Consider the following 25,178-nt stretch of genomic DNA (forward strand, 5'->3'; position numbering starts at 1 on the left):
GGCGTTGTGTTTGACGGTGCCGAGCGGATAAAGCCCTGGCAAGGAGATGAGGACGTGCCCGGCGTGTCACACGGGGATCGAAGACGATGATGTTGAAATCCGAAATCGATCTTCTTCGGGCGGTCCCGCTGTTTGCGGCGATCGATCCGAGCCGGTTGAAGCTCATCGCCTATACCGCCGAGACCGTCGCCTATCGGCAGGGCCAGGTTCTGTGCCGGCAAGGCGATGCCGGCGATGCCGCCTATGTGCTCATCGAGGGCGAGGCCGACGTCTCGATCGCTGCCGATACGGGAGATTTCGTGGTCGCGGCCCTGAAGCCCGGCGACGTCGTCGGCGAGATTGCGATTCTTTGCGACGTGCCGCGCACCGCCACCGTGCGGGCCACGACGCAGCTGTCGGCGCTCAGGGTGCGCAAGGAGGCGTTTCTGCAGCTCGTCAAACAGTTCCCGGAGGTCGCGACGGAAATCATGCGGGGCCTGGCCGAACGGCTCACCCACACCAATGAGGAGCTGGTGAGGGCGCGCAATCTTGCGGTGGGGGAAGGCCAGCCGCAATGAGCCGTTTCGAGCTGACCGTGTGGGGCGCGCGGGGCTCGATCCCGGCGCCCGCCGCCGCCAACACCGTCTATGGCAGCGACACCAGCTGCATCGAGCTGCGCTGCGGCGAACGGCTGATCTTTCTCGACGCCGGCACCGGCATCATCACGGCCGGCCGCCGGCTCTACGAGGCCCATGTCTTCGATTTCGACATCCTCCTCACCCATTGCCATTTCGACCACATCATGGGCCTGCCCTTCCTGCTGCCGCTCTATAAGGACCATGTCTCGGCCCGCATTTACGCCGGCCATTTCCTCGACGAGACCAGCTGCCAGGAAATGGTCGCGGGATTCATGTGTCCGCCCTATTTTCCGGTCAAGCCGAAGCAGTTCGCCGCGCGCATTGACTATCGCGACTTTCGCCCGCCGCAGGAGCTTGACCTCGGCGACGGCATCGTCGTGAAGACCTTTCGGCTCAACCATCCGAACGGCGCCGTCGGGTATCGCATCGACTATGACGGGCGCTCGCTCTGCTATATCACCGACACCGAGCATCAGCCCGGCACGATCGACGACTCACTGGTCGCTTTCATTGCCGGAGCCGAGGTGATGATCTACGACGCGACCTACACCGACGAAGATTTCCAGCGCTATGCCGGCTTCGGCCATTCGACCTGGCAGCAGGGTGTTCGGCTCTGCCGGGCGGCGAAGGTCGATCGGTTCGTCGCCTTCCACCATGACGTCTCGCGCACCGATTCATGGCTCGCCGAACTCGATGCGCGCATGGCCGCGGAATTCAGTGGCGCCATGGTGGCGCGCACGGGGCTGACCCTGTTCCTCTAGAACGGAAGGCGATGAACCGTAGCCGCCATTTCGCTCCAAGCCCTTGTTTTGCCGCATGATGTGACCCGAAACGTCATGCAACTTTTCGGCCCGATGCTGTAAGGCGCGACGCCCGCATCGGGAGTTGGCACAACGAAAATCCGGCCACCGGACTGGCGGGTCCGCAGAAGAAGGCCCATATGCCTCAACGCATCGCCTCGATCGGCGCTTGCCACGACGTCGAGAAGGGATGGGTTCGAACGCCGCCCCAAAGCCGATGGTGTTGGCGCCGCGGCGCAGACGCGATGAAACATTTCAAAGCTTCGGTGCGAGTCTTCTGCGAGCGAGCGTGAAGCGCGCGCGGACGGGTCAAGAAGGTGGCGGTGCCATGGGGCTTGCCGATCAAGTCAACGAATGGCTTTTGCGCGAGGCTCTCGGAGAGCCGAAGCTGGAAGATCTCTTCTACAATTTGTGTATGAAGCTGCTCGGCATCGGCGTGCCGATTTCACGCGCCCGGCTCAACTGGCCGACGCTGCATCCGTTGTTTCGGGCCGAGATGATCTCTTGGAACCGGCATGACCAAAAGGCGACGCTCGACCACTTCAACCATCAGGAAGCCAACACCGATGCCTGGCAGAAGAGCGTGCTCTGGCACATGCTGGAATATGATCTGTCGATGCTGCGGCGACGGCTCTCCGGCCCGGGCAAACTGCTCGATTTTCCCTTGCTCGGTGAGCTCGCCGCCCAGGGCTATACTGATTATTTCGTCTTGAAGACGCTGTTCGAGCAACCCGGCATGGCGACCGATTCCCGGTGGTCCGGAATCTTCGTTATCTGGGGTTGTGATCGCGAGAGCGGTTTCACCGATGAAGATTTGACCATCTTGCAGGAAATCCAGCGCAGCCTGGCCTTGGCCTGCAAGTCGATCATCCAGTCGCAGATCACCACCAATATCGTCGAGACCTATCTCGGCCGCCAAGCCGGGCGCAGCGTGCTTGACGGCAACATCAAGCTCGGCGACGGCGCCACCGCCAAGGCACTGGTCTGGTATTCGGATATGCGTGGCTCGACGCATTTGACCGGCACGTTGCCGAGCGAGGAGTTTCTGAAACTCCTCAACGACTATTTCGAATGCGCCGCGCGCCCGGCCATTCGCGCCGGTGGCGAGGTGCTGGCTTTCATTGGTGATGCGGTGCTGGTCATCTTTCCGCTCGAAAGCCGGGCCGAGGGCGAACGGGTGACGGCCAAGATCCTCGACGCCGTCGCTCAGTCCTTCCGGATGCGGGACACGGTCAATGCCGCACGTCGCGAACGGGGCGAAGCGGAGATCAACTTCGGCATCGGGCTGAATGTCGGAACGGTGGTGTTCGGCAATATCGGCGTGCCGGAGCGCCTGTCCTTCACCGTCATCGGTTCAGCGGTGACGGAGGTCGAGCGGATCGAGAAGCTGACTAAGACCCTTGACGCCAATGTCCTGGCGACAGCGCAGGTTGCCGGTCTCGTGCCCGGACGATGGTCGTCGGCGGGGCACCATTGCCTGGCCGGCGTCGAGGAGCCGATGGAACTCTTCGTGCCGCTCGATTGCGGTGAAGCCGTTCTCAAAGCCGCTGAATAGCGACGGGTCTCAGAGCGTCAACGGCAGGGTGAAGGGCGTGCCGGAAAAGGCGTCTTCGCCTCTGCCGATGGCGCGGATCGCCGCGACCATGCGTCCGCCGCGCTGGAGTTTGGCGTCGGCCATGGCCACGATGCGGGGGTTGGGGCTTGCCGAGGGCGCGCGCCGTCGCAGCTCCTTCGCCAGCCTCGCCTCGTCGAGTGCGGGATTGACCGCCAGCGCGAGCACATAGGCGGCCGCTGTCGAGCGGCTGATGCCCGCCCAGCAGTGAATGGCCAGCGGCGCCTGGCGGTCCCAGCGATGGCCGAAATCGATCAGTTGGTCGACATGCAGGGCCCCCGGCGCGGTGAACCCGTCCATCGGCTCGGCGATGTCGTTGAAGGCGAGAAAGAGGTGACGGGACGCTTCAACCGTCTCGGGCCGCGCCACGGGCGTCTCGGCGTTGATCAGCGTCAGGAGATCGCGCGCGCCGTGTTCGGCGACCGTCTTCGGCATATCGGCGAGGGAGGAAACGACGAGATAGCTCATGACTATGCGATAGATCCTTGCCCGGTGATGATCAGCATCGGGGCGCTCCTGGTCCACTCACGAGGTCGAGGGCGCGCCGGCATTGACCGCTTGCTGCAACTTGGCCGCCGACCCGTTCGACCGAGGCTCCGCCGATATCGCGCTGCCGATCAGCGCCGCGTCAAGCGCGGCGAAACGGTCGAGAAAGGCCGCTTCCATCGCCTTGGCCGGCTGCGGCACGAAGGCGTCGGCCTCGCAGGCGGTCGTGCCGGGCTCGCCGAAGAATTTCGCCGCCTCCCGGGCTTCGAAGCCGGCCAGCAGCGTCGCCTCGAAATAGGCCGAGATCCGGTCGGCTGCCTTGATCGCCTTTTCGATCGGTTTCGGCAGCTCGCCGGGCAGGCCGAAGCGCAGATGGATCGCTGCCTGCAGGCGCTTTTCCACCGTCTTGTAGTCGCCGCCGATCACGCTTTTGAAAGGCGAGATCATGTCGCCGACGACATATTCCGGACCGTCATGCAGCAGCGCCGCCATCCGCCAGCGCGGGTCGGGTTCCTTCGCCGCCACCAGCGTTTCGACGATCAGCGAATGCTGGGCGACGGAAAAGGCGTAATCGCCGCGGGTCTGGCCATTCCAGCGCGCGACGCGGGCCAGCCCATGCGCGATGTCGGCGATTTCGACGTCGAGGGGCGAGGGATCGAGGAGGTCGAGGCGGCGGCCGGAGAGCATGCGCTGCCAGACGCGGGCCGAGGCTTTAGGCTCGACGGCGATGCGGGAGGCGGGCTTGCGGCTCATGCGGCGTCGCCGGCGGGATCGGCCGCCGCGTCGCTCGGCTCGGGCAGGACGTAGCCGGCATAAGCGGGAATGGCGAGCGCGATCGGCTCGCCCTCGGCGGTGATCGCCTCGCCTCTGGCGGCGGCGTTGGCGAGCTTGTCGATCCGCACCAGCGCGAGGCCGGCGGCGTCAACGACCGATACCAGCTCGCCGATGCTCTTGTCGCCGGCTTTCACCGCGGTGTTTGCCATCAGCGGGGCGTCGCCGGTGACCAGCATCAGACGGCGCCGGGCGGTGCGGCGATGCTGCATGCGCGAGACCACCTCCTGGCCAACGTAACAGCCCTTCTTGAACGAGACGGCGCCGGAGAAATCCATCAGGACGTCGTGGGGAAAGACCTCCGAGGGTGGATAGTCGGCAAGAAGTTCGGCAACGCCGGCCGAAATCCGCAAAGCGCGGAAGGCTTCGGCCGACGCTTCTGCCAGTCCGCTCGGCGCGCGGCCATAGACGCGGGCAACGGCGCCGGTGGCAAAGCGCCGGTCGGTCAGCGCCTCGACCGGATCGATCGCCTCTTCGCCCCAAAGGGCGAAAACCGGCACCTCACTCTCGGCAATCTCGATCTTGCGGCGCAAACGATAGAGGGTCAGGCGCTTTTTCAGCTCGGCTCGCGTCATCGCCGGACAATCGAGCCGAAATCCGTCATCGATCCGGCTGAGCAGAAATTCGAACATGACCTTGCCCTGCGGCGTCAGCAGCGCGGCCGGCGCCACCGAATCGGCGGTGACGGCGGTCACGTCGGCGGTGACGAGGCCTTGCAGGAAATCTGAAGCCTCAGGGCCGGTCAGCGTGAGCAGGGCGCGGTCTGGAAGGGCGGCATAGAGCATGAAACGGCTCGTCTTCGTCGTCGGGGGCCGGCCAGCGGCAAGGGACGGCCGACGATGCCGCAGGCCCGCCACGGGCGACGGCTTGAGGTCGGCCTGGAAACTACGTAAGTCCGTCGGCGAACCAGGACAAGCCGGCAATGGCCCGGCAAGGACACAAGCGGAAGGGCGAGCCATGGCCGAGATCTTCGACACGATCCTCAAGGGAGGCACTCTCGTCAATCAGGATGGAGCGATCTTGCGCGATGTTGGCATCCGCAACGGCTCGATCGCCGCGATCGCTGACCTATCCACAGCCTCGGCCGGCGAGACGATCGACTGCACCGGCCTGACCATCCTGCCGGGCGTTATCGACAGCCAGGTGCATTTCCGCGAGCCCGGCGCCGAGCATAAGGAAGATCTGGAGACGGGTTCGCGCGCGGCCGTGCTCGGCGGGGTCACCACCGTTTTCGAGATGCCGAACACCAACCCCTTGACCGTCACCGAAGCGGCGTTGGCCGACAAGATCGCCCGCGGCAGCGATCGCATGCATTGCGACTTCGCCTTCTGGGTCGGCGGCACCCGTGAAAACGCCGCCGACGTCGCCGAGCTGGAACGGCTGCCGGGCGCCGCAGGCATCAAGGTGTTCATGGGATCGTCCACCGGTTCGCTGCTGGTCGAGGACGATGAGGGCGTGCGTGAGATCCTGAAGCGCACCCGCCGCCGGGCAGCGTTTCATTCGGAGGACGAATACCGGCTGCGCGCGCGCCTCGGCGAGCGCGTCGAGAACGACCCCGCCTCCCATCCGGTCTGGCGCGACGAGGTGGCGGCATTGACCTGCACGGAGCGGCTGGTGCGGATTGCCGAGGAGACCGGCGCGCGGATCCATGTCCTCCATATCTCGACCGCCGAGGAGATCGACTTTCTCAGTGCCCACAAGCGCAACGCCACCTGCGAGGCGACGCCCCACCATCTGACCATGACCGCCGATGATTATGCCCGGCTCGGCACCAAGCTGCAGATGAACCCGCCAGTGCGCGAAGCCCGCCACCGCGCCGGCATCTGGCAGGGCATCGCCAGTGGCGTCGTCGACGTGCTCGGCTCCGATCACGCGCCGCATACGCTGGAGGAAAAGGCTCAGCCCTATCCGAAGTCGCCGTCGGGGATGACCGGCGTGCAGACCCTGGTGCCGATCATGCTCGACCATGTCGCCAACGGCCGCCTGTCGCTCGCCCGTTTCGTCGATCTGACCTCGGCCGGACCGCAGCGCCTGTTCGGCCTGGCGAAAAAGGGCCGCATCGCGCTCGGCTACGACGCCGATTTCACCATCGTCGACCTGAAGCGCCAGGTGACGATCAGCAACGACTGGATCGGCTCAAAATCGCAATGGACGCCCTATGACGGCAAATCCGTGACCGGCTGGCCGGTCGGCGCACTGGTCCGCGGCCGCCGGGTGATGTGGGAGGGCGAGATCGTCACCCCCGCGACCGGGCGGCCGGCAGAGTTTGTCGAAACGCTGGGGCCGATTTGAGGCGAGGACGACGAACTGTCGACGCCGTCGGTCTCACATGGCAAGAAGAAGAGCGAGCCGGAGACGGGCACCGGTCCCGGATGAAATCATCCGAGGCGTTGCCGCTCTCTTGTTCAAACAGCGGCTGTGCGCTATAGCCTCCCCGTCCGCGCGGACACCCTTGGAGGCAGCGCGGAGTGAAGCGGTTCCCGACCGGGGCGCCGCTTTTCGTCGTTTCGGGCATGGGGCCCGACGCGACCCCTCGAAAACTTGAAGGACGCAAAGCCATGCACCAGACCTTCACGGTCAAGGCCGAAGCGCGCGAAAAGGTCGGCAAGGGGGCCGCCAGACATCTGCGCCGCAACAACATGATTCCCGCTGTCATCTATGGCGGCAAGGAAGAGCCCCTGCCGATCGCGCTTCCCTACAAGGAAACCTTCCTGGCGCTGCACGCCGGCGGTTTCATGACCTCGATCGCGACGATCGAAGTCAACGGCAAGAAGATCAAGGTTCTGCCGAAGGACTATCAGCTCGAGCCGGTTCGCGACTTCCTCACCCATGTCGACTTTTTGCGGGTGTCCGAATCGACACGCGTGACCGTCGAGGTCCCGGTCCATTTCGAGAACGAAGAGAAATCGCCGGGCCTGAAGCGCGGCGGCACGCTGAACGTCGTTCGCCACGAAGTCGAAGTCGAAGCTCCGGCCGGCTCGATCCCGGAGGCGTTCACGCTCGATCTGAGCGGCCTCGAGATCAACGATTCCGTGCACGCTTCGGCGCTCACCCTGCCGAAGGGCGTCGAGCTAACGATTACCGATCGCGACTTCACCATCGCGACCATCGCCACCCCGGCCGCCCTGCGCTCCGAGGATGAGGGCGAAGAAGCCGCCGAGGCTCCGGAGACCGAAGTCACCGAGCAGAGCGACGAAGGCGAGGGAACGGCCGAATAATCGGGCGCTTCGTTTGACGACGCCAATTGCGACGGCCGGGCATTGTCCGGCCGTTTTCGCGTCAAGCGGCTCTTTCTGGCTGCAGGCAGACACCAAGACGCGGCATAGGGCAAACGGACAAGGAGATGCACCTTGCTTCTTATCGCAGGTCTGGGCAATCCGGGGCCGCGCTATGCCGGCAACCGCCACAATATCGGCTTCATGGCGATCGACGAGATCGCCCGGCAGGCCAATTTTCCGAGCTTTTCGAAGAAGTTTTCCGGCGAGATTGCCGAAGGCGTCATCGGCGGCGAGAAGGTTCTTCTGCTGAAGCCCCTGACCTTCATGAACAACTCCGGTCGCTCGGTCGGCGAAGCGGTGCGTTTCTATAAGCTGGAGCCGCAGCAGATCGTGGTGATCCATGACGAGCTCGATCTCGCACCGGGCAAGATGCGGGTGAAGACCGGCGGCGGCCACGGTGGCCACAACGGCCTGAAATCGATCGACGCGCATCTTGGGTCGAAGGATTACCGCCGCGTGCGGCTCGGCATCGGCCATCCCGGCCGCAAGGAAGCGGTCAACCCGCACGTCCTCGGCGACTTCTCCAAGGTCGATCAGGACTGGCTCGACCCGTTCCTCAGCGCGATCGCCCGGCATAGCGACAGCCTCGTCAAAGGCGACGACGGACTGTTTATGAACAAGGTGAGCGTGGCCATCGGCGGCTCGACGGAGCCCACCGGCGCAAAGGGCGGCGGCGCGTCAAAGTCGGCGCCGAAGGGCAAGAGCCACATCCATCAGGCCCGCGCGCCGAAACCCTCGGTCAAGGTGCCCGAGAAAGGCCCGATGGCCGAAATGCTGAAACGGATGTTCGGCGCAAAAGACTAGAGTGCCCTGCGTACTATCGGACGCAGAAAAGTCGCTCCAACCCTTTGAACCGACGCATCGTGCTTTGCCGAAAATCGATTCCGATTGTCGGGCCGATGCTGGAGGTTCAGCACCTCAAGGCGTGGGTACCGTCGATGTCGATGACCTTCCGCCTGCCACCACGCGCCAGTCTCAACGGCAACCGACCGCCGTGAGCTGTGCCACCTCACTTTTGATGATAGACGGGTGCGGCCGGAGCACCCTTAGTGGCAACTCTGGAATGACACGACGTCATGTGAAGCCAGCCCTGTTGACCCCAGGCGCATTCGCCTGCAAACAGCGGCCCAGGATCGGGCTCGACGCGGCCCCAAAAGCCATTTCCAAAGGACGACCCCATGGGTTTTAGATGCGGGATCGTCGGCCTGCCCAATGTCGGCAAGTCGACGCTGTTCAACGCCCTCACCAAGACGGCGGCAGCCGCCGCCGCCAACTATCCGTTCTGCACCATCGAGCCGAATACCGGCGACGTGCCGGTGCCTGATCCGCGGCTGAAGGAAATCGCGGCGATCGCCAAGTCGGCCAACATCCTGCCGACCCGCATCACCTTCGTCGACATTGCCGGCCTGGTACGCGGCGCCTCGAAGGGCGAAGGCCTCGGCAACCAGTTTCTCGCCAACATCCGCGAGGTCGACGCAATCGTCCACGTGCTGCGCTGCTTCGAGGATGACGACATCACCCATGTCGAAGGGCGGATTGATCCGGTCGCTGATGCCGACACGGTCGAGACAGAGCTGATGCTGTCGGATCTGGAAAGCCTGGAGCGGCGAGTGGTGAACACCCGCAAAAAGGCGACCGGCAAGGACAAGGAAGCCCTCGCCGTTCTTCCCATTATGGAAAGGGCACTGGAGGTGCTGAACGACGGCAAGCCCTGCCGCGTGCTCCTCGGTGACTTCGACGCAGAGGAAAAGCGGGCGCTGCGCGGACTCAATCTGCTGACCTCCAAGCCGGTGCTCTACGTCTGCAACGTCGCGGAGGAAGATGCGGCGGCCGGCAACGACCACTCTGCCGCCGTTGCCGCCATGGCCGAGACGCAAGGGGCGAGCACCGTCATCATCTCCGCCGCCATCGAAGCCGAGATCGCCCAGCTGCCGGAAGCCGAGGTCGGCGAATATCTCGAGGCGATGGGGCTCAGCGAACCCGGTCTCGATCGCCTGATCCGCGCCGGCTACGAGCTGCTCGACCTGATCACCTATTTCACTGCCGGGCCGAAGGAGACCCGCGCCTGGACGATCAACAAGGGCACCAAGGCGCCGCAGGCCGCCGGCGTGATCCACACCGACTTCGAGAAAGGCTTCATCCGCGCCCAAACGATCGGCTTCGACGACTTCGTCAATCTCGGCGGCGAGGTCGGCGCCAAGGATGCCGGCAAGTCGCGCGACGAAGGTAAGGAATACATCGTCGCCGACGGCGACGTGATGAACTTCAAGTTCAACGTCTGACGTCGTCGATCGGATCAGGGCGCGCGCCTCACGCGCAGCGGATCCGCCTTGGTCCAGAGAAATTCCAGCATCAGATTGCGCTGGAGAACCGACCCGTTGTTGTCGGAGACGAGCGTGACGTGGAGCCGCCCGGAGCGGTCCGGCCAGACATCGAGCCCTTCCATATTGTCGATCTCCTCCGAAAGATCGGCCTCGAAGACCACCGGTCCGTCAACCACGGCCCCCGGCTTGATCGATCTTCCCTCGATCAGGCGAATGCGCGCCCCAAGGCCGAACACGCCCTCGAACCGTCGTTCAAGCAGCAAGAGATCGCCATTTGGCAGAAAGTCGCCGTCAGTCACATCCCAGCGCGGATCGTGGCGAACCTTGAACACGCCGCCCCCCTTGCCGAGGATCGCGGCAAACACATTGCCGTCCTTATCGAGTGCCCGTTCCGTAACGGTCACCAGTGCGCCATGAAGAAAAGAATCTGCCGGCGCCTTCATCAGGGCTTCCATGCCCTTATTCGCCGGGATCTTCTGAACCGGAATTGGAACGTCGACGAGGCGGGCCTTGCTCGTTGCAAGTGCGTCGACGTGATAGGCCCAGATCCTATGAAGCTCCTCGAAGCCGACATAAGCCCTGCGCGTTACCTCATCGACCGCCAGTGACTCGGCGTCGCCCATCGCCTTGCCGAAGACGATCTGACCGACGCGATTGCGCAGAGCGAGCAAGGACGCATCGGCAATGCCGATCGGCTGACCGTGCTTGTCACGCTTGATCCGGCCAATCAGCCAGTCGCCATTGTCGGTGACAGCGAGAAAGCGTGTGCCGTGATCGGTCGTGCGGATCGCAGAAATTCCGGAAACGCGCGGATCGGAAGCGGAAAAGGAAAAGCCTCCGACATAGGTCAATGCGCCGAATTGTGTCGCGGTCGAAATCTTGTCGAAATACGCGATGGGCTTGGCGGTGATCGTTACCGGTCCGCCGGCGAGCGACACGCGCGGTTTCCCGCTCGCGGCGATCGGCAAGAGGATGGCGACCAAGCAGCCGCAGATGATCCGCCCGAAAAGGCGGAACGCATCACGACCGATCGCACCGGGCTGCGTCACCGGCGCCCGCCAGCGCGGCGGCCGGACCCGGCGCCGGCCGGAAAACCGCCGCCCTCTTCCTCGAACAGATCGGCCAGCTGCTCGGTCATCGCGCCGGCCAGTTCCTCGGCATCGACGATGGTCACCGCGCGGCGGTAGTAGCGCGTCACGTCATGGCCGATACCGATGGCGAGAAGCTCGACTGGCGAGCGAGTCTCGATTTCCTCGATGATCGCTCGCAAATGCCGCTCCAAATAGTTGCCGGGATTGACCGAAAGCGTCGAGTCGTCGACCGGGGCGCCGTCGGAGATCATCATCAGGATGCGACGCTGTTCCGACCGAGCAAGCAGCCGGTTATGCGCCCAGATCAACGCCTCACCGTCGATATTTTCCTTCAGCAGTCCCTCGCGCATCATCAGCCCGAGATTGCGCCGGGCGCGGCGCCAGGGGGCGTCGGCGGACTTGTAGACGATGTGGCGCAGATCGTTCAGCCGACCGGGACGAGCCGGCTTGCCGGCCTTCAGCCAGGCCTCGCGCGACTGGCCGCCCTTCCAGGCTCGGGTGGTGAAGCCCAGCACCTCGACCTTGACACCGCAACGCTCCAGCGTGCGGGCGAGAATATCGGCGCAGGTCGCAGCAACGGTGATCGGGCGGCCGCGCATCGAGCCGGAATTGTCGATCACCAGCGAAACGATCGTGTCGCGAAAATCGGTGTCGCGCTCCATTTTATAGGAGAGCGGCTGCGTCGGATCGATGACCAAGCGGGTCAACCGCGCGGTGTCGAGATAGCCCTCTTCGAGATCAAAATCCCAGGACCGGTTCTGCTGCGCCATCAGCCGCCGTTGCAGGCGATTGGCGAGCCGGCCGACGACTCCCTGCAACGACGACAACTGCTTGTCGAGAAAGGCCCGCAGCCGGTCGAGCTCGGCTTCGTCGCACAGATCCTCCGCCCCGACGATCTCGTCGAATTGCGGGGTGAAAACATGATAGTCGAATTGCGGCGCGTCGCGGTCGAGCGGCTGGTTCGGCCGGCGGGACTCGCCCGGAGTCTCGGTGTCCTGGCTGTCGTCGTCGACCGGATCTTCGGCGGTGACCTCGGAGGATTCCGCCTCGGCGGTCTCCTCATTCTCGCCTTCGGTCTCAGTCTCCTCGGCTTCGGCCTCGTCGCTGCCGGCATCCTTCTCGGAGCCGTTCTCCTCGTTGTCGCGGGCCTGGTTGTCGCCCTGCTCTTCCTCGTCGTCCTCGTCGTCGTCGGAGCTTTGCTCCTCGGAGAGCTGCTCGGCCATTTCCAGCGAGACGAGCATCTCGCGCATCGCCCGCGCGAAAGCCTGCTGGTCCTCGACGGTCTCCGACAGCTTGTCGAAGTTGCCGCCGGCCTTGTCGACGACGAAATCGCGCCAGACATCGACCAGCGCCCGGGCACTTTCGGGAATGACCCGGCCCGTCAGCTTCTCGCGCACCAACAACGCCACGGCATCCTCGATCGGCGCCTCGGCACGATCCGTCACATCGGCGAGATTGGAGCGGAAATACTTGTCTTCGAGCATCGCCGCGAGATTGTCGCCAACGCCGCTCATCGCATTGGCGCCGATCGCCTCGCAGCGGGCTTGCTCCACCGCGTCATAGACGGCCCGGGCGCTCTTGCCCTCGGGCGAGAGGCTGGCATGCAGCCGGCTGTCATGGCGCGCCTTGCGCAGGGCCATAGCATCGGCAAGGCCTCGCGTCACCGAGACGTCGTTCTTCGTCGCGCGCTTCGGCAGCTCCGGCAGCCGGGCCCGATTGCCGGCAAGACCCGGCCGATCGGCGGCGTAGGTGACTTCCATCTCCGGATCGCCGGAGATCGCCCGCAAGGCACCGGCGACCGCCCGGCGAAACGGCTCGCGGTCGCTGTTCTTGCCCTGCGGCGGGCGCTTGTTGTCGCCAATGGTCGGCATGCTTGACTCGGCTGCTTTCCGTGAGAGCGTCGTCCCGCCCCATCCGCTTCCGCTATGCCGATTCCTCTCAGCGAGATCGGCACGCGGCTGCGACGAGCGCGCCCCCCTCAATCCAGGACGATATTCGCCGCGCTTTCAGGCAACTCTTCACCGAAAGCGCGCTGATAGAATTCGGCGACCAGCGGGCGCTCGAGATCGTCGCACTTGTTGAGAAAGGTCAGCCGGAACGCAAAACCGACATCGCCGAAAATCTCGGCATTTTCCGCCCAAGTGATCACCGTTCGCGGGCTCATCACCGTCGACAGGTCGCCGTTGACGAAGGCCGAGCGGGTCAAGTCGGCGACGCGCACCATCTTCGAGACGGTGGTGCGCCCCTCCGAATTGGCAAAGCTCTTCGCCTTGGCCAGCACGATGCCGACCTCGGTGTCGTGGGGCAGATAGTTCAGCGTCGTGACGATCGACCAGCGATCCATCTGCGCCTGATTGATCTGTTGGGTGCCGTGATAAAGGCCGGTGGTATCGCCGAGACCGACGGTGTTGGCCGTGGCGAACAACCGGAAGGCCGGGTGCGGCCGGATCACCCGGCTCTGGTCGAGTAGCGTCAGCCGGCCCGAGGATTCCAGCACGCGCTGGATGACGAACATCACGTCCGGACGGCCGGCGTCATATTCGTCGAAGACCAGCGCGACGTTGTTCTGATAGGCCCAGGGCAGGATGCCGTCGCGAAATTCGGTGACCTGCATCCCCTCGCGCACGGTGATGGCATCCTTGCCGACAAGGTCGATCCGCGACACATGGCTGTCGAGATTGACGCGCACGCAGGGCCAGTTCAGCCGCGCCGCGACCTGCTCGATATGAGTCGACTTGCCCGTGCCATGATAGCCGGACACCATGACGCGCCGGTTCTTAGCGAAGCCGGCGAGGATCGCCAGCGTCGTCGGCTTGTCGAAGATGTAGTCCGGGTCGGTCTCCGGAACGTGCGGATCGCGCTCGGAAAAGGCGGGAACGTTCAGATCGCTTTCGAAACCGAAGGTTTCACGGACGGATATCGTGGCATCCGGCAAGGCCGCCACTTCCTGTTCCGCTGCACTCATCATACCTCCAAGGGCGCGTCCCGGGGGCTTGAGAGGCAACCCGCGCGCCGTCATGCATCATCTTCGCCCGTCATCGGGCCGCGTCTTCGATCATCGCGACGCGCTTCGCCAGGTCAACAAGCCTTCTCCTTGCGAAACACCGGACCGGAACGGCTCGACGCCCGGCGACCGACATCGCCGGATGAGCGGCAGAGCCTGCGATTCATCAGGCGGGGCGGGTCGCCGGCAACGATGACGGAAACCGCGCTGCAGCGCAATGGAGCGCGCACCGCGGCGCCGCTTCCCAAAAGGATTAGCAAAGCCCGGCCTGTTTGAGCAGCTTGTAGGCCTGGATCACCTCGCGCAGGCGATCCTCATGCCCCCGATCACCGCCATTGGCATCGGGATGAAGCTGCTTCACCAGATCCTTATAGCGGCGGCGGATCGCTTCGCCAGGGGCGCCGGGTTCGAGCCCGAGATTTTCGAAGGCCTTCTTTTCCAGCGGCCGCACCTTCGGGCGTCGGCTTTCGGCCTGGCGTGCGCCATCTTCGCCAAACAAGCCGAACGGATCGCGCGGACGCCCGCTGGCCGACGAGCGGCCGCTGCGCGCGGCGCTCTGAGTCGAGCCGTTGCGCCCCATCGACCAGGTGGGCCGATGGCCGGTCATCGCGTCCTTCAGATATTTCTGGATCGCGTCGTCGCTGAGACCGGAGAAATAATTGTACGACTTGTTGTACTGACGGACATGATCGACACAGAAATTAAGGTACTGGCCCTCGAAATCGCGGCCGAGCGGCGCCTTGTGGAGACCCGGCTGATCGCAGCCATCCCAGGCGCAGACCGGCGCCTTCGGCTTGGCCCGTGCCGAGCTTTTCCCTTTGACGCGGATCCCGTCGAAATATTTGGAGTCGAGTTTCATCGCAGGCGATTATGGGGTTCCAAGACAAGGCGGACAAGAATTGACAAGCCGGAAAAAGCCGGAAATTTCGAGGCCTTCCGATGGCAAAGCAAGACCCGCGCAACCTTTCGCGCGCAAGCCACGATGACGGGAGTGGGGCAAACCGCATGAGCACCAAGGCGACGATCGAAGAGAAGCTGCAAGCGACCTTTCATCCGAGCGGGCTGAAGGTCATCGACGAGAGTCACCTGCATGCCGGCCACCATCACGCCGGCAGCGATCACCACGCCGGCTTCGACGGCTCGGGCGAGACCCATTTCCGGGTCTGGATCGTCAGCGAGGCCTTTGCCGGAATGAGCCGCATCGCGCGACATCGGGCGATCAACGCCGCCTTATCGCAGGAACTCGCCGGCGGCGTCCATGCTCTGGCGATCGAGGCGGCCGCCCCTGGCGAGCCGACGCGCCTCAACGCCTAACCCCCCTCACCGATCGGAGACGGGCGGCCAAGCCGGATCCTCCGACGCCAAGAGACAAAAATCCGAATGGACGCGACGATAAAGCCCCGCCCGACGATCCACACGCCCAGTCCCGATCGCCGGCAAAAGGCACTTGGCTTCGGCTTTGTGGGCCTTTTGTCGCTGCTTGCCGGGATGACCGACGCGATCGGCTTCCTGCGCGCCGGCGACTTCTTTTCCTTCATGAGCGGCAACACGACGCGGCTCGCGATCGCCATTGCCGAAGGTCACAGCGAGGCAATTCTGCGGCTAGCCTTGATCCTTGGCGCCTTTGTCGTCGGCAATGCAAGCGGCGTCTTGGTGGTCCGCCGGTCGGGCATCCGGCAATGGCCGCTGCTTCTCGCCGTCGGCCTCATCGCAACCCTCTGCGCCGCCTGTGCCGGCCCCGAGCCCTACCCGCCAATCTATCTGACGCTGGTGCTGGCGATGGGCATGCTCAACGCCGCAGTCGAAAGCGTCGCCGGCCACCCGTTGGGGCTCACCTATGTGACCGGCGCCCTGTCCCGCTTTGGCCGCGGTGTCGGGCGCTTCCTATGTGGCGAACGGCATCTTGGCTTCGGCTACCAGATTCTGCCCTGGGGCGGCATGCTCGTCGGGGCGATCATCGGCGCCCTGCTCCTCAAGCATCTCGGCGAAGACGCGTTGTGGTGCATCAGCGCTCTGGCACTGGTGCTCGCGGCCGCGTCCTTCACCGTTCCCTACCACTGGGTGCATGAAAGTTTCGGACTCGGGCGCGTTATTCGCTAAAAAATTACCAATCCAGCGGCTTCGGCTTCGCCTGGCCGCAGCTTTTGAGTAGAAGCCATGCGGATGGGGCGCGTACCGCAGGTTTTTCCCGACTTGGCGACCAGTGAACATTCCAGTGCGAAGCAGCGCCCGCGCCGTTTGGGCGCAGCGGACCGGCGAACAACCGCGCGCGCGATGATGACAGGCGAGCGCAAGTCGCGGATCAAGCTCGTCGCGCTGGTGGTGCTCCTTGTGCTCGCCGGTGCAACGACCAGCCTCGTCGTCTGGGTCGACGCGGTCGCCGCGCGCTATGGCGCCACGGTCGCGACCACCCGCGAGCGGGTGCGCTCCAATCGCTTGATCGTCGATCTGCCGGAACATGGGGCCAAGCCCTGGGACGCGCCGATCGAGGAGATGGTCTATCTGCGCTACGATCAGGTGCCGAAGATCATGCGCCAGGCGATCCTGCGCAGTGAGGATTCCTGGTTCTTCTATCACCCCGGCTTCAATCCGGTGGCAATCGGCAAAGCGATCCTCAGCCAATTCGGCACCGATCCGCGCGGCGGCTCGACCATCACCCAGCAGATCGCCAAGCAGCTCTATGTCGGCAGCCAACGGGTGTTCGCGCGCAAATTCGACGAACTCGCCATCGCAATCTGGCTCGAGTGGCATTTCTCCAAACGCGAACTGCTCGAATTTTACTTCAACATCCCCTTCATGGGTCACAACACCAAGGGGCTGGAGGCGGCCGCACGCTATTATTTCGGCTATTCGTTCAAGGATCCGAGCACCCGCGAGACCGGCTTCACACCCGATATGGCGGCAAGCCTCGCCGTCACGATCAAAAATCCCACCGGCGGCAATCCGACCAAGCCCCGCAATCTCTGGGAAGCGCGCCGCCTGCTTTTGCAAATGCGCCTGAAGCCCGTCGTCCTTACGGCCCAAACTGCGGCTGATCCAAATTTTTCCCGGCGCTTTGCGGCGCACGCCTTTTCCAATGCCAACCGGCTATCGGACCGGTTCGGCTCGGCGCGCGATCTCGCCATCGCCACCCTCACCCGCAAACTCGGCACGCAGCCGATCAGCCTTGACGTCGTCACCGACTATTCCTCGGAAGTCCAGCTCGACCTCGAAACCGCGATCGCCGACCAATATCCGCCGATCGAGCAGGCCGGCTACGACCGGCTGACGGCAATGGTCGTGAACAATCGCACCGGCGGGATCGAGGGGATCGTCGCAACGCCTGGCGCCACGATCTATCCCGGCTCGACGGTGAAACCGCTACTCACCCTCTGCGCGCTAGTCGACCACGGCTGGGGCGCGCAGACGACGGTCCTGGACACGCCGCTCGGCCAGCCACCGGTGCGCAACGAGGATGGCCGCTATCTCGGGAGAACCCCCCTCGAAACGGCGCTCGCGATGAGCCGCAACCCGCCCTTCGTGCGGATGATGGAGACCTTCGGCGCGCCATGCGCCAATAACGTCCTCGCCCGCATGGGTGCGACCTTCCGCTTTCAAGGCGCACCCTCGCGCTCCATGGCGCTCGGGGCAGCGCCCGTCGATGCCGCCGCACTGCTCAATGCCTATGTGACGATCGCCTCCTGCGGCGCCGTCTCGAACGCCCCCTTGATCATCAAGGAGGCGCGCGATCGCCGGACCCAAAAGGTCGTGATGCGCCAGAAGGCGCGTCCGCTCGCCGAAGACAACGCGCTGCGCTACGGCTTGGACGTTCTGCAAACGATGCTGCTGAAGACCACCGGCCCCGAGGGAACGGCCAGCGGCAGCCGCTTCATCCCCGACATCGCCGCCAAGACCGGAACCTCCGACGGCAATCGGCAGATCACCCTGATCACCTTCACCCGTGCCTACACGCTGCTGGTCTCGGCAGAAGCGAGCGATCTGATGAAGCTCGACCCGCCGCTGACCTCCCAGGCGCTCGTGCCGCTGGTCCGCGAGGTCAACACCAAGATCCACGACGGCAAGGATCCGGGACCGCTGGGCTGCAAGAACCCGGCCACCGCAGTGTCCCCATAGAGCGCCCTGCGCCCGATCGGACGCAGAAAGGTCGCTCTCACCCTTGGAATCGACTCATCGTGCTTTGCCGAAAATCGATGCCGATTGTCGGGCCGATGCTAGAGCCAGCCTGTCCGATCGGTCACAGCCGGAAGCGGCGCGCGCCATCACAACGGCCAATGATCAAGACCGAACGCGCGATCCTTCCGTTTTCGCAAAAGGCTGAGCCTAGAATTTCAGCGCGATTCCGGCCCGGATCGAGTGCTCGTCGAAGCCGGACGACACACTGGTGTTGCCGAGATCATAGGTCTTGTCGCCGAATTTCGAATAGCGATATTCGAGCCGGCCGTTCAGCTGGTCGCTGATCTTGGTCTCGACACCGGCGCCGACGGTGTAGCCGACGCTGGTCTTGCTGTCGGACGCGCTCCCCAGAGACAGCTCGTTGCGCGAAGCCGCAACACCGCCCGTCGCGAACACCAAGAACGGGTCGGCCGCATAACCGATCCGGCCCCGCAACGACCCGAAGACGTTCTGATCGGCACTGACGTCGCCGCCGAGCCGCGGGCTGAAGGTCGAGCCATCGACGCCCGAGCCGCCGATATCCGCCTCGATGCCGTAGACCATCGGGTCGGCCTCGAAGTTGTAGCCGGCATATACTCCACCGACGAAGCCGCGACTCTTCACCGTCGCACCACCGAGATTGTCGAACTTCGAAAAATTGTACCCGGCAAATGCGCCGGCATAGGGCCCGGACCAGATATAGACCGGTGCCGAAGGGGCGTCGGCCGACGGCGCCGGCTGATCGAAAACCACGTCAGCCGCCAACGCACCGCTGGTCCCCACCAGCAGCGCTCCCATCATCAGGACGGGCAGGATCCGAAGTGTACGCAGTCTCGGCATCGTCATCGCGCACCAGCCTTCCGGCAAGAGACAAGACAGCGATTCCTCGCCATCTCTTCGTTTGCGTTCAAGCCCCCAAAAGGTCGTAACGAGGCTGCACCGAGGTCCGAACATAGCTTCGCCGTTGATAGAGATGGGCATAACACATGGCCGAAACAGGATTTCATGACGCTTTCGCGATGATGTCGAGCAAACTTTCTCACGGACGTTGCCAATCGGTCACACCCTCGACGACGCCCATCCTGCCGATCGCTGACGTCGGCGAAGATGTCGCCCCGGCGCGGACGACGGCTGCGTGACGATGTGCACAGCTTGTTCACGCCCATCTATCCTCCGTGACGCCTCCCCCTGCATTTCAAGGCCGGACTCATCATATAAGGGCTACCCTTACGCTCGCTTTGAGGGTGGCTGGCCGAGGGCAGCTTGAGCCAACACGACGAGGAGACGACGTTGGGCCGATCGCGTCCGCAGCAATTTTCGCGACACAGCGCGCGTGGGCTGATGCCCAAGAACGATCCCGACGTGGCGGATGCGGCTCTCGATGCGGATTCAGATGATGATGACTCGATCGACGACGCGGAGCTGATCGCCGGCGGCGCCGGGGCGGATGATGACTCAAGCGGCAACGATGAAGAAGCTGGCGCCGGTTCTTCGGCCGAGGCCGCGGATGCCGGTGGCGCCAGCGGCCTTCTCCAGGCGATCGAATGGGACGATGCCGGACGCAACGTCGACGGCGACCTCAAGGGCGCCGAACTGATCGCGGCTTTAGTCAAGCGGCTGCCGAACGGTCCCGGCGTCTACCGCATGTTCGGCGCCGACGGCGAGATCCTTTATGTCGGCAAGGCGCGCTCGCTGAAGAAGCGGGTGGCGAACTACACCCGGCTTGGCGGCCATACCCAGCGGATCGCGCGGATGATCCGCGAGACGCGGAATATGGAGTTTGTCTCCACCCGAACCGAAACCGAAGCGCTGCTGCTCGAAGCCAATCTGATCAAACGCCTGCGGCCGCGCTTCAACGTCCTGATGCGGGACGACAAGTCGTTTCCCTATATCCTGATCAGCCAGGACCACGCCGCGCCGTCGATTCTGAAGCACCGCGGTGCGCGCTCCCGCAAAGGCCGCTATTTCGGGCCCTTCGCCTCGGCGGGCGCCGTCGGTCGGACCATCAACGCCCTGCAGCGCGCCTTCCTTCTGCGGACCTGCTCGGACAGTGTCTACGACGCCCGCACCCGCCCGTGCCTGCTTTACCAGATCAAGCGCTGTTCCGGCCCCTGCACCGGCGAGATCGACGAAGCGGGCTATGGTGAACTGGTCGACGAGGCGACGGCGTTTCTTTCAGGCCGCTCGAGCGAAGTGAAAACGATGATGGCTGAGGCCATGCAGGCCGCCTCGGACGAACTCGATTTCGAGCGCGCGGCGATCTACCGTGACCGCCTCGCGGCCCTGTCCCACATTCAAAGCCATCAGGGCATCAATCCCGATGGCATCGAGGAGGCCGACGTCTTTGCCATTCATCAGGAAGGGGGGCTGACCTGCATTCAGGTGTTCTTCTTCCGCACCGGCCAGAACTGGGGCAACCGCGCCTATTTCCCGAGGGCCGATCCCTCGCTTGAACCGGAAGCCGTGCTCGCTGCCTTTCTCGGCCAGTTCTACGACGACACCCCCGCCCCACGCCTCATCCTGTTGCCGCTGAAGGTCGAAGACGAGGCCCTGCTCGCCGAGGCTTTGACACTAAAGGCCGGCCGCAAGGTCCAGCTGCAGGTGCCGGCGCGCGGCGCCAAACACGACCTCGTCGACCACGCCGCGTCCAACGCCAAAGAAGCGCTGGGTCGCCGGCTGGCCGAAACCTCGACCCAGGCGCGCCTGTTGGACGGCTTGCGGGAGACGTTCGGCTTGGCCCGCACGCCGCGCCGAATCGAGGTCTACGACAACTCGCACATCATGGGCACCAACGCCGTCGGGGCGATGATCGTCGCGGGCCCCGAAGGCTTTGCCAAGAACCAGTATCGCAAATTCAATATCAAGGGCGAGGACATCACCCCCGGCGACGATTTCGGGATGATGAAGGAGGTGATCCGCCGCCGCTTCGCCCGGCTGATCAAGGAGCACGCCGACGCGATGCCGGCCGGCCGAGCGGCCGACGGCCAAGCGGCAGGCGACAGCGACGCGCTGGCGCGGGCTCTGCGGGCGGACGAAGCCGTCGACGATCTTGCCGATGAGGCGGCCATGCCGAACTGGCCCGACCTCGTTTTGATCGACGGCGGCAAGGGTCAGATGTCGGCGGTGCGGGCGATCCTCGCCGAGCTGGGGATCGCCGATCGGATCACCGCTATCGGCATCGCCAAGGGCGTCGACCGCGATGCCGGCCGCGAGCGCTTCGTCACCGAGGGGCGCGAGCCGTTCTCGTTGCCGCCGCGCGATCCGGTGCTCTATTTCGTCCAGCGCCTGCGCGACGAGGCCCACCGCTTTGCCATCGGCACGCACCGGGCCAAGCGTAAGAAGGAGCTGGTCAAGAATCCGCTCGATGAGATCCCGGGCATCGGGCCATCCCGCAAACGCGCGCTCCTGCACCATTTCGGCACGGCGAAGGCGGTGTCGCGCGCCGCCCTCAGCGACCTGACCGACGTCGAAGGCATTTCGGCGGCGATGGCACGATCGATTTACGATCATTTCCAGGCTGGCGGGTGAAAGATTCGTCATCTTCGCGCGCGATTGTGCGTCTGCGCCTCTCAAGCGGTTGACGCGAGGTGTCCGACCGCGCTTTGAGAAACCGTCAATGAAGAATCCCGCAGGCGATCGTTCCATGGCGTCCAGGGCTCTCAGCCTCCCGAACATTTTGACCTACGCGCGAATCGTCTGTGTTCCGCTCGTCGTCATGTGCTTCTTCCTCGAAGGACAGCTGCACAGTTCCGACCTCGCCCGCTGGACGGCGCTCGGAATTTTCATCGCGGCGTCGATCACCGACTATCTCGACGGCTATCTGGCACGAGCGTGGAAACAGACATCGACCATCGGCCGGATGCTCGATCCGATCGCCGACAAGCTGCTGGTGGCCGCAGTGCTGCTGCTGCTCGCGGCGGAGGGCAGCATCGCCGGCTGGAGCCTGTGGGCGGCGATCATCATCTTGTGCCGCGAAATCCTCGTCTCGGGCCTGCGTGAATATCTCGCCGAGCTAAAAGTCTCGGTGCCGGTCACCCGCCTCGCCAAATGGAAGACCGCCATCCAGATGGTGGCGATCGCGTTTCTTCTGGCGGGCCCTGCGGGCGACAAGTTCCTGCCGGGAATCACCCAGGTCGGCCTGGCGCTGCTCTGGGTCTCGGCACTCGTGACGCTTTACACCGGCTACGACTACTTCCGCGCCGGCTTGCGGCATATCGAGGACTGAGCCGTCCCCCTTGTCGGACCGGAAATCGATGGCCGCCGACTGGACATTGCGCCCGTCTCCCGCCATCTGCGCCGGGAGAGGAAAGGAGCGCGTGGCATGAAACTCGCCTATTTCGCCTGGGTGCGGGAGCGGATCGGGATCGCCGAAGAAGAGGTGAGCCCCCCTGCCGAGGTCACCACCGTCGCCGATCTCCTCCTCTGGCTGAAGGGGCGTGGTGAAACCTTCGACGCAGCGCTGCAAGCGCCCGAGATCATCCGCGTCGCCATCGACCACGAACATGTCGACCACGCCGAACCAATCGCCGGGGCGCGCGAGATCGCGATCTTTCCGCCGATGACCGGAGGCTGAGATGAGCGAGCCGACGATGCCCGCGCCCGACGCCGCGTCTCGCACCATCGCGCCGATTATCACGGTGAGCGCCGCGCGCATCGATGCGGACGCCGTCACCGCGGCGCTGTCCGGATCGGGCACCGTCGGGGCGCTGGTGACCTTCACCGGCTATTGCCGCGACGAGGGCGGGCGGCTGAAGGCGCTCGAACTCGAGCACTATCCCGGCATGGCGGAAAAGCAGATCGCCAAGATCGTCCAAGACGCCGCCCGGCGCTGGCCGATCCTCGGCGCCGCGGCGATTCATCGGCACGGGCTGATCATGCCCGGCGAAGAGATCGTCTTCGTCGCCTGCACGTCGGCGCACCGTGGCGCCGCCTTCGCGGCGGCAAGTTTCCTGATGGATTTTATGAAGACCTCGGCGCCCTTCTGGAAACGTGAGCACCTCGTCGACGGAACGGTCGGCGGCTGGGTGGAGGCCAAGGACACGGACGAGGCGGCCGCCGACCGCTGGCACCGGCTGTAGAGCAAAACATCGCCGAGCATGCTCGGCATCACCGGATCCTTGAAAGCAAAATGCCCAAGGCGCGATCGCACCCTGGGCATTTTTCGTCATGTCAAACGCCCGATCGGCGACCGGGCGATTCTGCGTCGTTTCAGCCGACGATTTCGGTCTCGGAGAACCAGTAGGAAATCTCCTGAGCGGCCGTCTCCGGCGCGTCGGAGCCGTGCACCGAGTTCTCGCCGATCGACAGCGCGAACTGCTTACGGATCGTGCCTTCGGCCGCTTCCGTCGGATTGGTGGCGCCCATCACTTCGCGGTTTTTGGCAATGGCGTTCTCGCCCTGCAGCACCTGGACGACCGTCGGGCCGGAGGACATGGAATCGACCAGCTCACCGAAGAACGGGCGCTCTTTGTGAACGGCGTAAAAACCCTCGGCCTCGCGGCGGCTCATCCACACCCGCTTGGAGGCGACGACCGTCAGGCCGGCCTCTTCGAGCGTCTTGATGATCGCACCGGTCAGGTTGCGGCGGGTGGCATCGGGCTTGATCATGGAAAAGGTGCGTTCGACCGCCATCGGATGTCCTTGCTGTCAACGTGTTGGGAAACTGGCGCCCCCTATAACGAGCGCCAGTCCCTTGAGCAAGCAGGCGATCGCAGCTTTAGGCCGCAGCAGGCACCTTCGCGCCCTCGCCGTCGTACAGCGCCAAGCACCGTTCGAACCACTGCGTCACCGCGTCTTCGGCCGGCATGAACCGGAAGGGCGAGGACACCCGCGCCCATTGGAAGGCGCCGAAGACGATGTAATCAGCAAAGAGCGGGGTTTCGCCGCCAAGGAAATTCTGTTTGGCGACGATCGCCCGCAGCGGCTCCAGCGATGCGAGGAAGGGCGCAATGCGGCTCTGGCGATCGGCAACGAAATTTTCAAGCGACGTCCCGAACGCCTTCTCCCGGCTTGCCCGGAAGTAGGCCTGGTCGCTCGCGCCAAGGCAATCGTGGATGTCGAGGGCGGCGATCCGCGCCAGCGCCGGATGGATCGTGCGCTGGGTCCAGCTCTCGACGAAGCGCGACAGCGCGCGGCCGCCCTCGCCGCCGAAGAGGCTCGGCCGATCCGGATAGGCCGTTTCCAAATATTCGGCGATGGCGAAGGAGTCGGTGACAAGAGCCTCGCCGTCCTTGAGGATCGGCACGGTCTTCGAAAACCCACCTTCCAGCTCTGGGATCTCGGTGAAGCCGGCGGCGCGCGTCCCGAAGTCGAGCCCCTTGTGCTTCAGCGCCAGCCGGACCTTCCAGCAATGAGGTGAAAATGGGCGGGACGCATCGCGCCCGACAAGTTCGTACAAAATGGCGGTTATCGATGCAGCATCCTTGCAAGCGGGTGGACGATCCAAACCTGGGGTCCCGATGCGATCGGCAGCCGCGCCCTTCATGGATCGCCACCAACCACCCGCGATTGATGGCTTCTTGCTGGCAACGGCGCTTCTTGCCCAGCGCAATACCGGCGCAATGGACAAGAAACTTCAACGCTTCCCATTCGGCGGTCAACTGCTCGAAGGCCGATTCGCCGTGCTCGGCGCTGATGACATCGACGTCATAGGCCTTGCCGTCGATCGCCCGGGGTCGCCATGGTGCCCGAAAAGATTGAAATCGAAGATCGTCGCCCTGGCGCCTCCCCGGGCGATAACGGCAACGATTCCGTTCCATCTTCCACCATCACTGCCGACTTTCATGATCTTGGCAGAACATCGCCCTCAGATCATTTCATCCCACCATTATCAGCGTCTCCCCGCAACGATCCGGTAATACCAACGTGCGTGAAGCCTGACTCGCGAGGGATTTCCAAGGCGAGGAAAGTCTGAATCATTGATGGCAAACGGAGGTTTGCCATGGCGATACCGATCCCGCTGAGAACAGACTTCGACGGACCAA

Annotated in this window: 25 protein-coding genes; 15 read left to right on the plus strand and 10 right to left on the minus strand. The window is 64.3% G+C overall.

Going from position 1 to position 25,178, the window contains the following annotated elements:
• Nucleotides 1-86: 86 nt before the first annotated feature.
• From J1C48_RS13995 to J1C48_RS14005, 3 genes are all read left to right on the plus strand, one after another.
• The gene (locus tag J1C48_RS13995) at nucleotides 87-557 is read left to right on the plus strand and encodes a cyclic nucleotide-binding domain-containing protein (RefSeq protein WP_207258592.1); all 471 of its coding nucleotides are present in this window, start codon (nucleotides 87-89) and stop codon (nucleotides 555-557) included.
• Nucleotides 554-1,378 carry an MBL fold metallo-hydrolase gene (locus tag J1C48_RS14000; RefSeq protein ID WP_207258593.1) on the plus strand — a complete coding sequence of 275 codons (825 nt, stop codon included), beginning with the start codon at nucleotides 554-556 and terminating at the stop codon, nucleotides 1,376-1,378. Before J1C48_RS13995 ends, J1C48_RS14000 begins: the two co-directional genes overlap by 4 nt.
• Before the next feature lie 367 nt (nucleotides 1,379-1,745).
• Nucleotides 1,746-2,972, plus strand: coding sequence for an adenylate/guanylate cyclase domain-containing protein (locus J1C48_RS14005; RefSeq protein ID WP_207258594.1), 1,227 nt, complete (start codon nucleotides 1,746-1,748; stop codon nucleotides 2,970-2,972).
• 9 nt (nucleotides 2,973-2,981) lie between these two features.
• Here J1C48_RS14005 and J1C48_RS14010 read toward each other — a convergent pair whose 3' ends face one another.
• From J1C48_RS14010 to ygfZ, 3 genes are read right to left on the minus strand one after another with little or no spacing between them, the layout of a single operon-like run.
• Entirely contained in the window at nucleotides 2,982-3,497 is a 516-nt protein-coding gene (locus tag J1C48_RS14010; RefSeq protein WP_207258595.1) for a tyrosine phosphatase family protein, read from the minus strand.
• Between the two features lie 57 nt (nucleotides 3,498-3,554).
• Nucleotides 3,555-4,268, minus strand: coding sequence for an HD family hydrolase (locus tag J1C48_RS14015; protein ID WP_231081798.1), 714 nt, complete (start codon nucleotides 4,266-4,268; stop codon nucleotides 3,555-3,557).
• Entirely contained in the window at nucleotides 4,265-5,131 is an 867-nt protein-coding gene (gene ygfZ / locus J1C48_RS14020) for a CAF17-like 4Fe-4S cluster assembly/insertion protein YgfZ (RefSeq protein WP_207258596.1), read from the minus strand. The genes J1C48_RS14015 and ygfZ overlap by 4 nt, the downstream gene beginning before the upstream one ends.
• A gap of 172 nt (nucleotides 5,132-5,303) precedes the next feature.
• Here ygfZ and J1C48_RS14025 point away from each other — a divergent pair, with 172 nt between their 5' ends.
• The 4 genes from J1C48_RS14025 to ychF all read left to right on the plus strand — a co-directional run bounded on the left by J1C48_RS14025 (nucleotide 5,304) and on the right by ychF (nucleotide 9,906).
• Nucleotides 5,304-6,638 carry a dihydroorotase gene (locus J1C48_RS14025; RefSeq protein WP_207258597.1) on the plus strand — a complete coding sequence of 445 codons (1,335 nt, stop codon included), beginning with the start codon at nucleotides 5,304-5,306 and terminating at the stop codon, nucleotides 6,636-6,638.
• 266 nt (nucleotides 6,639-6,904) lie between these two features.
• Nucleotides 6,905-7,564 carry a 50S ribosomal protein L25/general stress protein Ctc gene (locus tag J1C48_RS14030; RefSeq protein ID WP_207258598.1) on the plus strand — a complete coding sequence of 220 codons (660 nt, stop codon included), beginning with the start codon at nucleotides 6,905-6,907 and terminating at the stop codon, nucleotides 7,562-7,564.
• Between the two features lie 132 nt (nucleotides 7,565-7,696).
• The gene (pth, locus tag J1C48_RS14035) at nucleotides 7,697-8,428 is read left to right on the plus strand and encodes an aminoacyl-tRNA hydrolase (protein ID WP_207258599.1); all 732 of its coding nucleotides are present in this window, start codon (nucleotides 7,697-7,699) and stop codon (nucleotides 8,426-8,428) included.
• Between the two features lie 374 nt (nucleotides 8,429-8,802).
• The gene (gene ychF / locus J1C48_RS14040; RefSeq protein ID WP_207258600.1) at nucleotides 8,803-9,906 is read left to right on the plus strand and encodes a redox-regulated ATPase YchF; all 1,104 of its coding nucleotides are present in this window, start codon (nucleotides 8,803-8,805) and stop codon (nucleotides 9,904-9,906) included.
• A 14-nt stretch (nucleotides 9,907-9,920) separates the two neighbouring features.
• Here the strand turns inward: ychF and J1C48_RS14045 are convergent, their stop codons facing one another.
• The 4 genes from J1C48_RS14045 to J1C48_RS14060 form a co-directional block, all read right to left on the minus strand.
• Entirely contained in the window at nucleotides 9,921-10,997 is a 1,077-nt protein-coding gene (locus J1C48_RS14045; protein WP_207258601.1) for an esterase-like activity of phytase family protein, read from the minus strand.
• Nucleotides 10,994-12,910: a cobaltochelatase subunit CobT gene (gene cobT / locus J1C48_RS14050; RefSeq protein ID WP_207258604.1), complete on the minus strand. Its 1,917-nt coding sequence runs from the start codon at nucleotides 12,908-12,910 to the stop codon at nucleotides 10,994-10,996. Before cobT ends, J1C48_RS14045 begins: the two co-directional genes overlap by 4 nt.
• Before the next feature lie 107 nt (nucleotides 12,911-13,017).
• Nucleotides 13,018-14,004 carry a cobaltochelatase subunit CobS gene (gene cobS, locus J1C48_RS14055; RefSeq protein ID WP_207258605.1) on the minus strand — a complete coding sequence of 329 codons (987 nt, stop codon included), beginning with the start codon at nucleotides 14,002-14,004 and terminating at the stop codon, nucleotides 13,018-13,020.
• A 292-nt stretch (nucleotides 14,005-14,296) separates the two neighbouring features.
• Nucleotides 14,297-14,902: a J domain-containing protein gene (locus tag J1C48_RS14060; protein WP_207258606.1), complete on the minus strand. Its 606-nt coding sequence runs from the start codon at nucleotides 14,900-14,902 to the stop codon at nucleotides 14,297-14,299.
• A 146-nt stretch (nucleotides 14,903-15,048) separates the two neighbouring features.
• Here J1C48_RS14060 and J1C48_RS14065 point away from each other — a divergent pair, with 146 nt between their 5' ends.
• The 3 genes from J1C48_RS14065 to J1C48_RS14075 all read left to right on the plus strand — a co-directional run bounded on the left by J1C48_RS14065 (nucleotide 15,049) and on the right by J1C48_RS14075 (nucleotide 18,156).
• The gene (locus J1C48_RS14065; RefSeq protein WP_207258607.1) at nucleotides 15,049-15,357 is read left to right on the plus strand and encodes a BolA family protein; all 309 of its coding nucleotides are present in this window, start codon (nucleotides 15,049-15,051) and stop codon (nucleotides 15,355-15,357) included.
• A gap of 66 nt (nucleotides 15,358-15,423) precedes the next feature.
• The gene (locus J1C48_RS14070; protein WP_207258608.1) at nucleotides 15,424-16,143 is read left to right on the plus strand and encodes a YoaK family protein; all 720 of its coding nucleotides are present in this window, start codon (nucleotides 15,424-15,426) and stop codon (nucleotides 16,141-16,143) included.
• 174 nt (nucleotides 16,144-16,317) lie between these two features.
• Complete coding sequence (locus J1C48_RS14075; RefSeq protein WP_207258609.1) at nucleotides 16,318-18,156, plus strand: transglycosylase domain-containing protein; 1,839 nt, start codon at nucleotides 16,318-16,320, stop codon at nucleotides 18,154-18,156.
• A 207-nt stretch (nucleotides 18,157-18,363) separates the two neighbouring features.
• Here J1C48_RS14075 and J1C48_RS14080 read toward each other — a convergent pair whose 3' ends face one another.
• Complete coding sequence (locus J1C48_RS14080; protein ID WP_231081799.1) at nucleotides 18,364-19,041, minus strand: outer membrane protein; 678 nt, start codon at nucleotides 19,039-19,041, stop codon at nucleotides 18,364-18,366.
• A gap of 495 nt (nucleotides 19,042-19,536) precedes the next feature.
• On the opposite strand from J1C48_RS14080, the gene uvrC reads away from it, so the two are divergent.
• The 4 genes from uvrC to J1C48_RS14100 all read left to right on the plus strand — a co-directional run bounded on the left by uvrC (nucleotide 19,537) and on the right by J1C48_RS14100 (nucleotide 23,273).
• Nucleotides 19,537-21,723 carry an excinuclease ABC subunit UvrC gene (gene uvrC / locus J1C48_RS14085; protein ID WP_207258610.1) on the plus strand — a complete coding sequence of 729 codons (2,187 nt, stop codon included), beginning with the start codon at nucleotides 19,537-19,539 and terminating at the stop codon, nucleotides 21,721-21,723.
• Nucleotides 21,724-21,838: 115 nt separating this feature from the next.
• Nucleotides 21,839-22,420, plus strand: coding sequence for a CDP-diacylglycerol--glycerol-3-phosphate 3-phosphatidyltransferase (pgsA, locus tag J1C48_RS14090; protein WP_207258612.1), 582 nt, complete (start codon nucleotides 21,839-21,841; stop codon nucleotides 22,418-22,420).
• A 96-nt stretch (nucleotides 22,421-22,516) separates the two neighbouring features.
• Nucleotides 22,517-22,768 carry a molybdopterin converting factor subunit 1 gene (moaD, locus tag J1C48_RS14095; RefSeq protein WP_207258614.1) on the plus strand — a complete coding sequence of 84 codons (252 nt, stop codon included), beginning with the start codon at nucleotides 22,517-22,519 and terminating at the stop codon, nucleotides 22,766-22,768.
• A gap of 1 nt (nucleotide 22,769) precedes the next feature.
• Nucleotides 22,770-23,273: a molybdenum cofactor biosynthesis protein MoaE gene (locus J1C48_RS14100; RefSeq protein ID WP_231081800.1), complete on the plus strand. Its 504-nt coding sequence runs from the start codon at nucleotides 22,770-22,772 to the stop codon at nucleotides 23,271-23,273.
• Nucleotides 23,274-23,403: 130 nt separating this feature from the next.
• Here the strand turns inward: J1C48_RS14100 and ndk are convergent, their stop codons facing one another.
• Both ndk and J1C48_RS14110 read right to left on the minus strand, forming a co-directional pair.
• The gene (gene ndk, locus J1C48_RS14105) at nucleotides 23,404-23,826 is read right to left on the minus strand and encodes a nucleoside-diphosphate kinase (protein WP_207258616.1); all 423 of its coding nucleotides are present in this window, start codon (nucleotides 23,824-23,826) and stop codon (nucleotides 23,404-23,406) included.
• 85 nt (nucleotides 23,827-23,911) lie between these two features.
• Complete coding sequence (locus tag J1C48_RS14110; RefSeq protein WP_207258633.1) at nucleotides 23,912-24,604, minus strand: glutathione S-transferase N-terminal domain-containing protein; 693 nt, start codon at nucleotides 24,602-24,604, stop codon at nucleotides 23,912-23,914.
• Here J1C48_RS14110 and J1C48_RS14115 point away from each other — a divergent pair.
• Nucleotides 24,594-25,052: a hypothetical protein gene (locus J1C48_RS14115; RefSeq protein WP_207258635.1), complete on the plus strand. Its 459-nt coding sequence runs from the start codon at nucleotides 24,594-24,596 to the stop codon at nucleotides 25,050-25,052. The two genes, J1C48_RS14110 and J1C48_RS14115, sit on opposite strands and share 11 nt — an antisense overlap.
• Nucleotides 25,053-25,178 lie beyond the last annotated feature (126 nt).

It is taken from the genome of Jiella flava (assembly GCF_017349315.1).
GTDB lineage: Bacteria > Pseudomonadota > Alphaproteobacteria > Rhizobiales > Rhizobiaceae > Jiella > Jiella flava.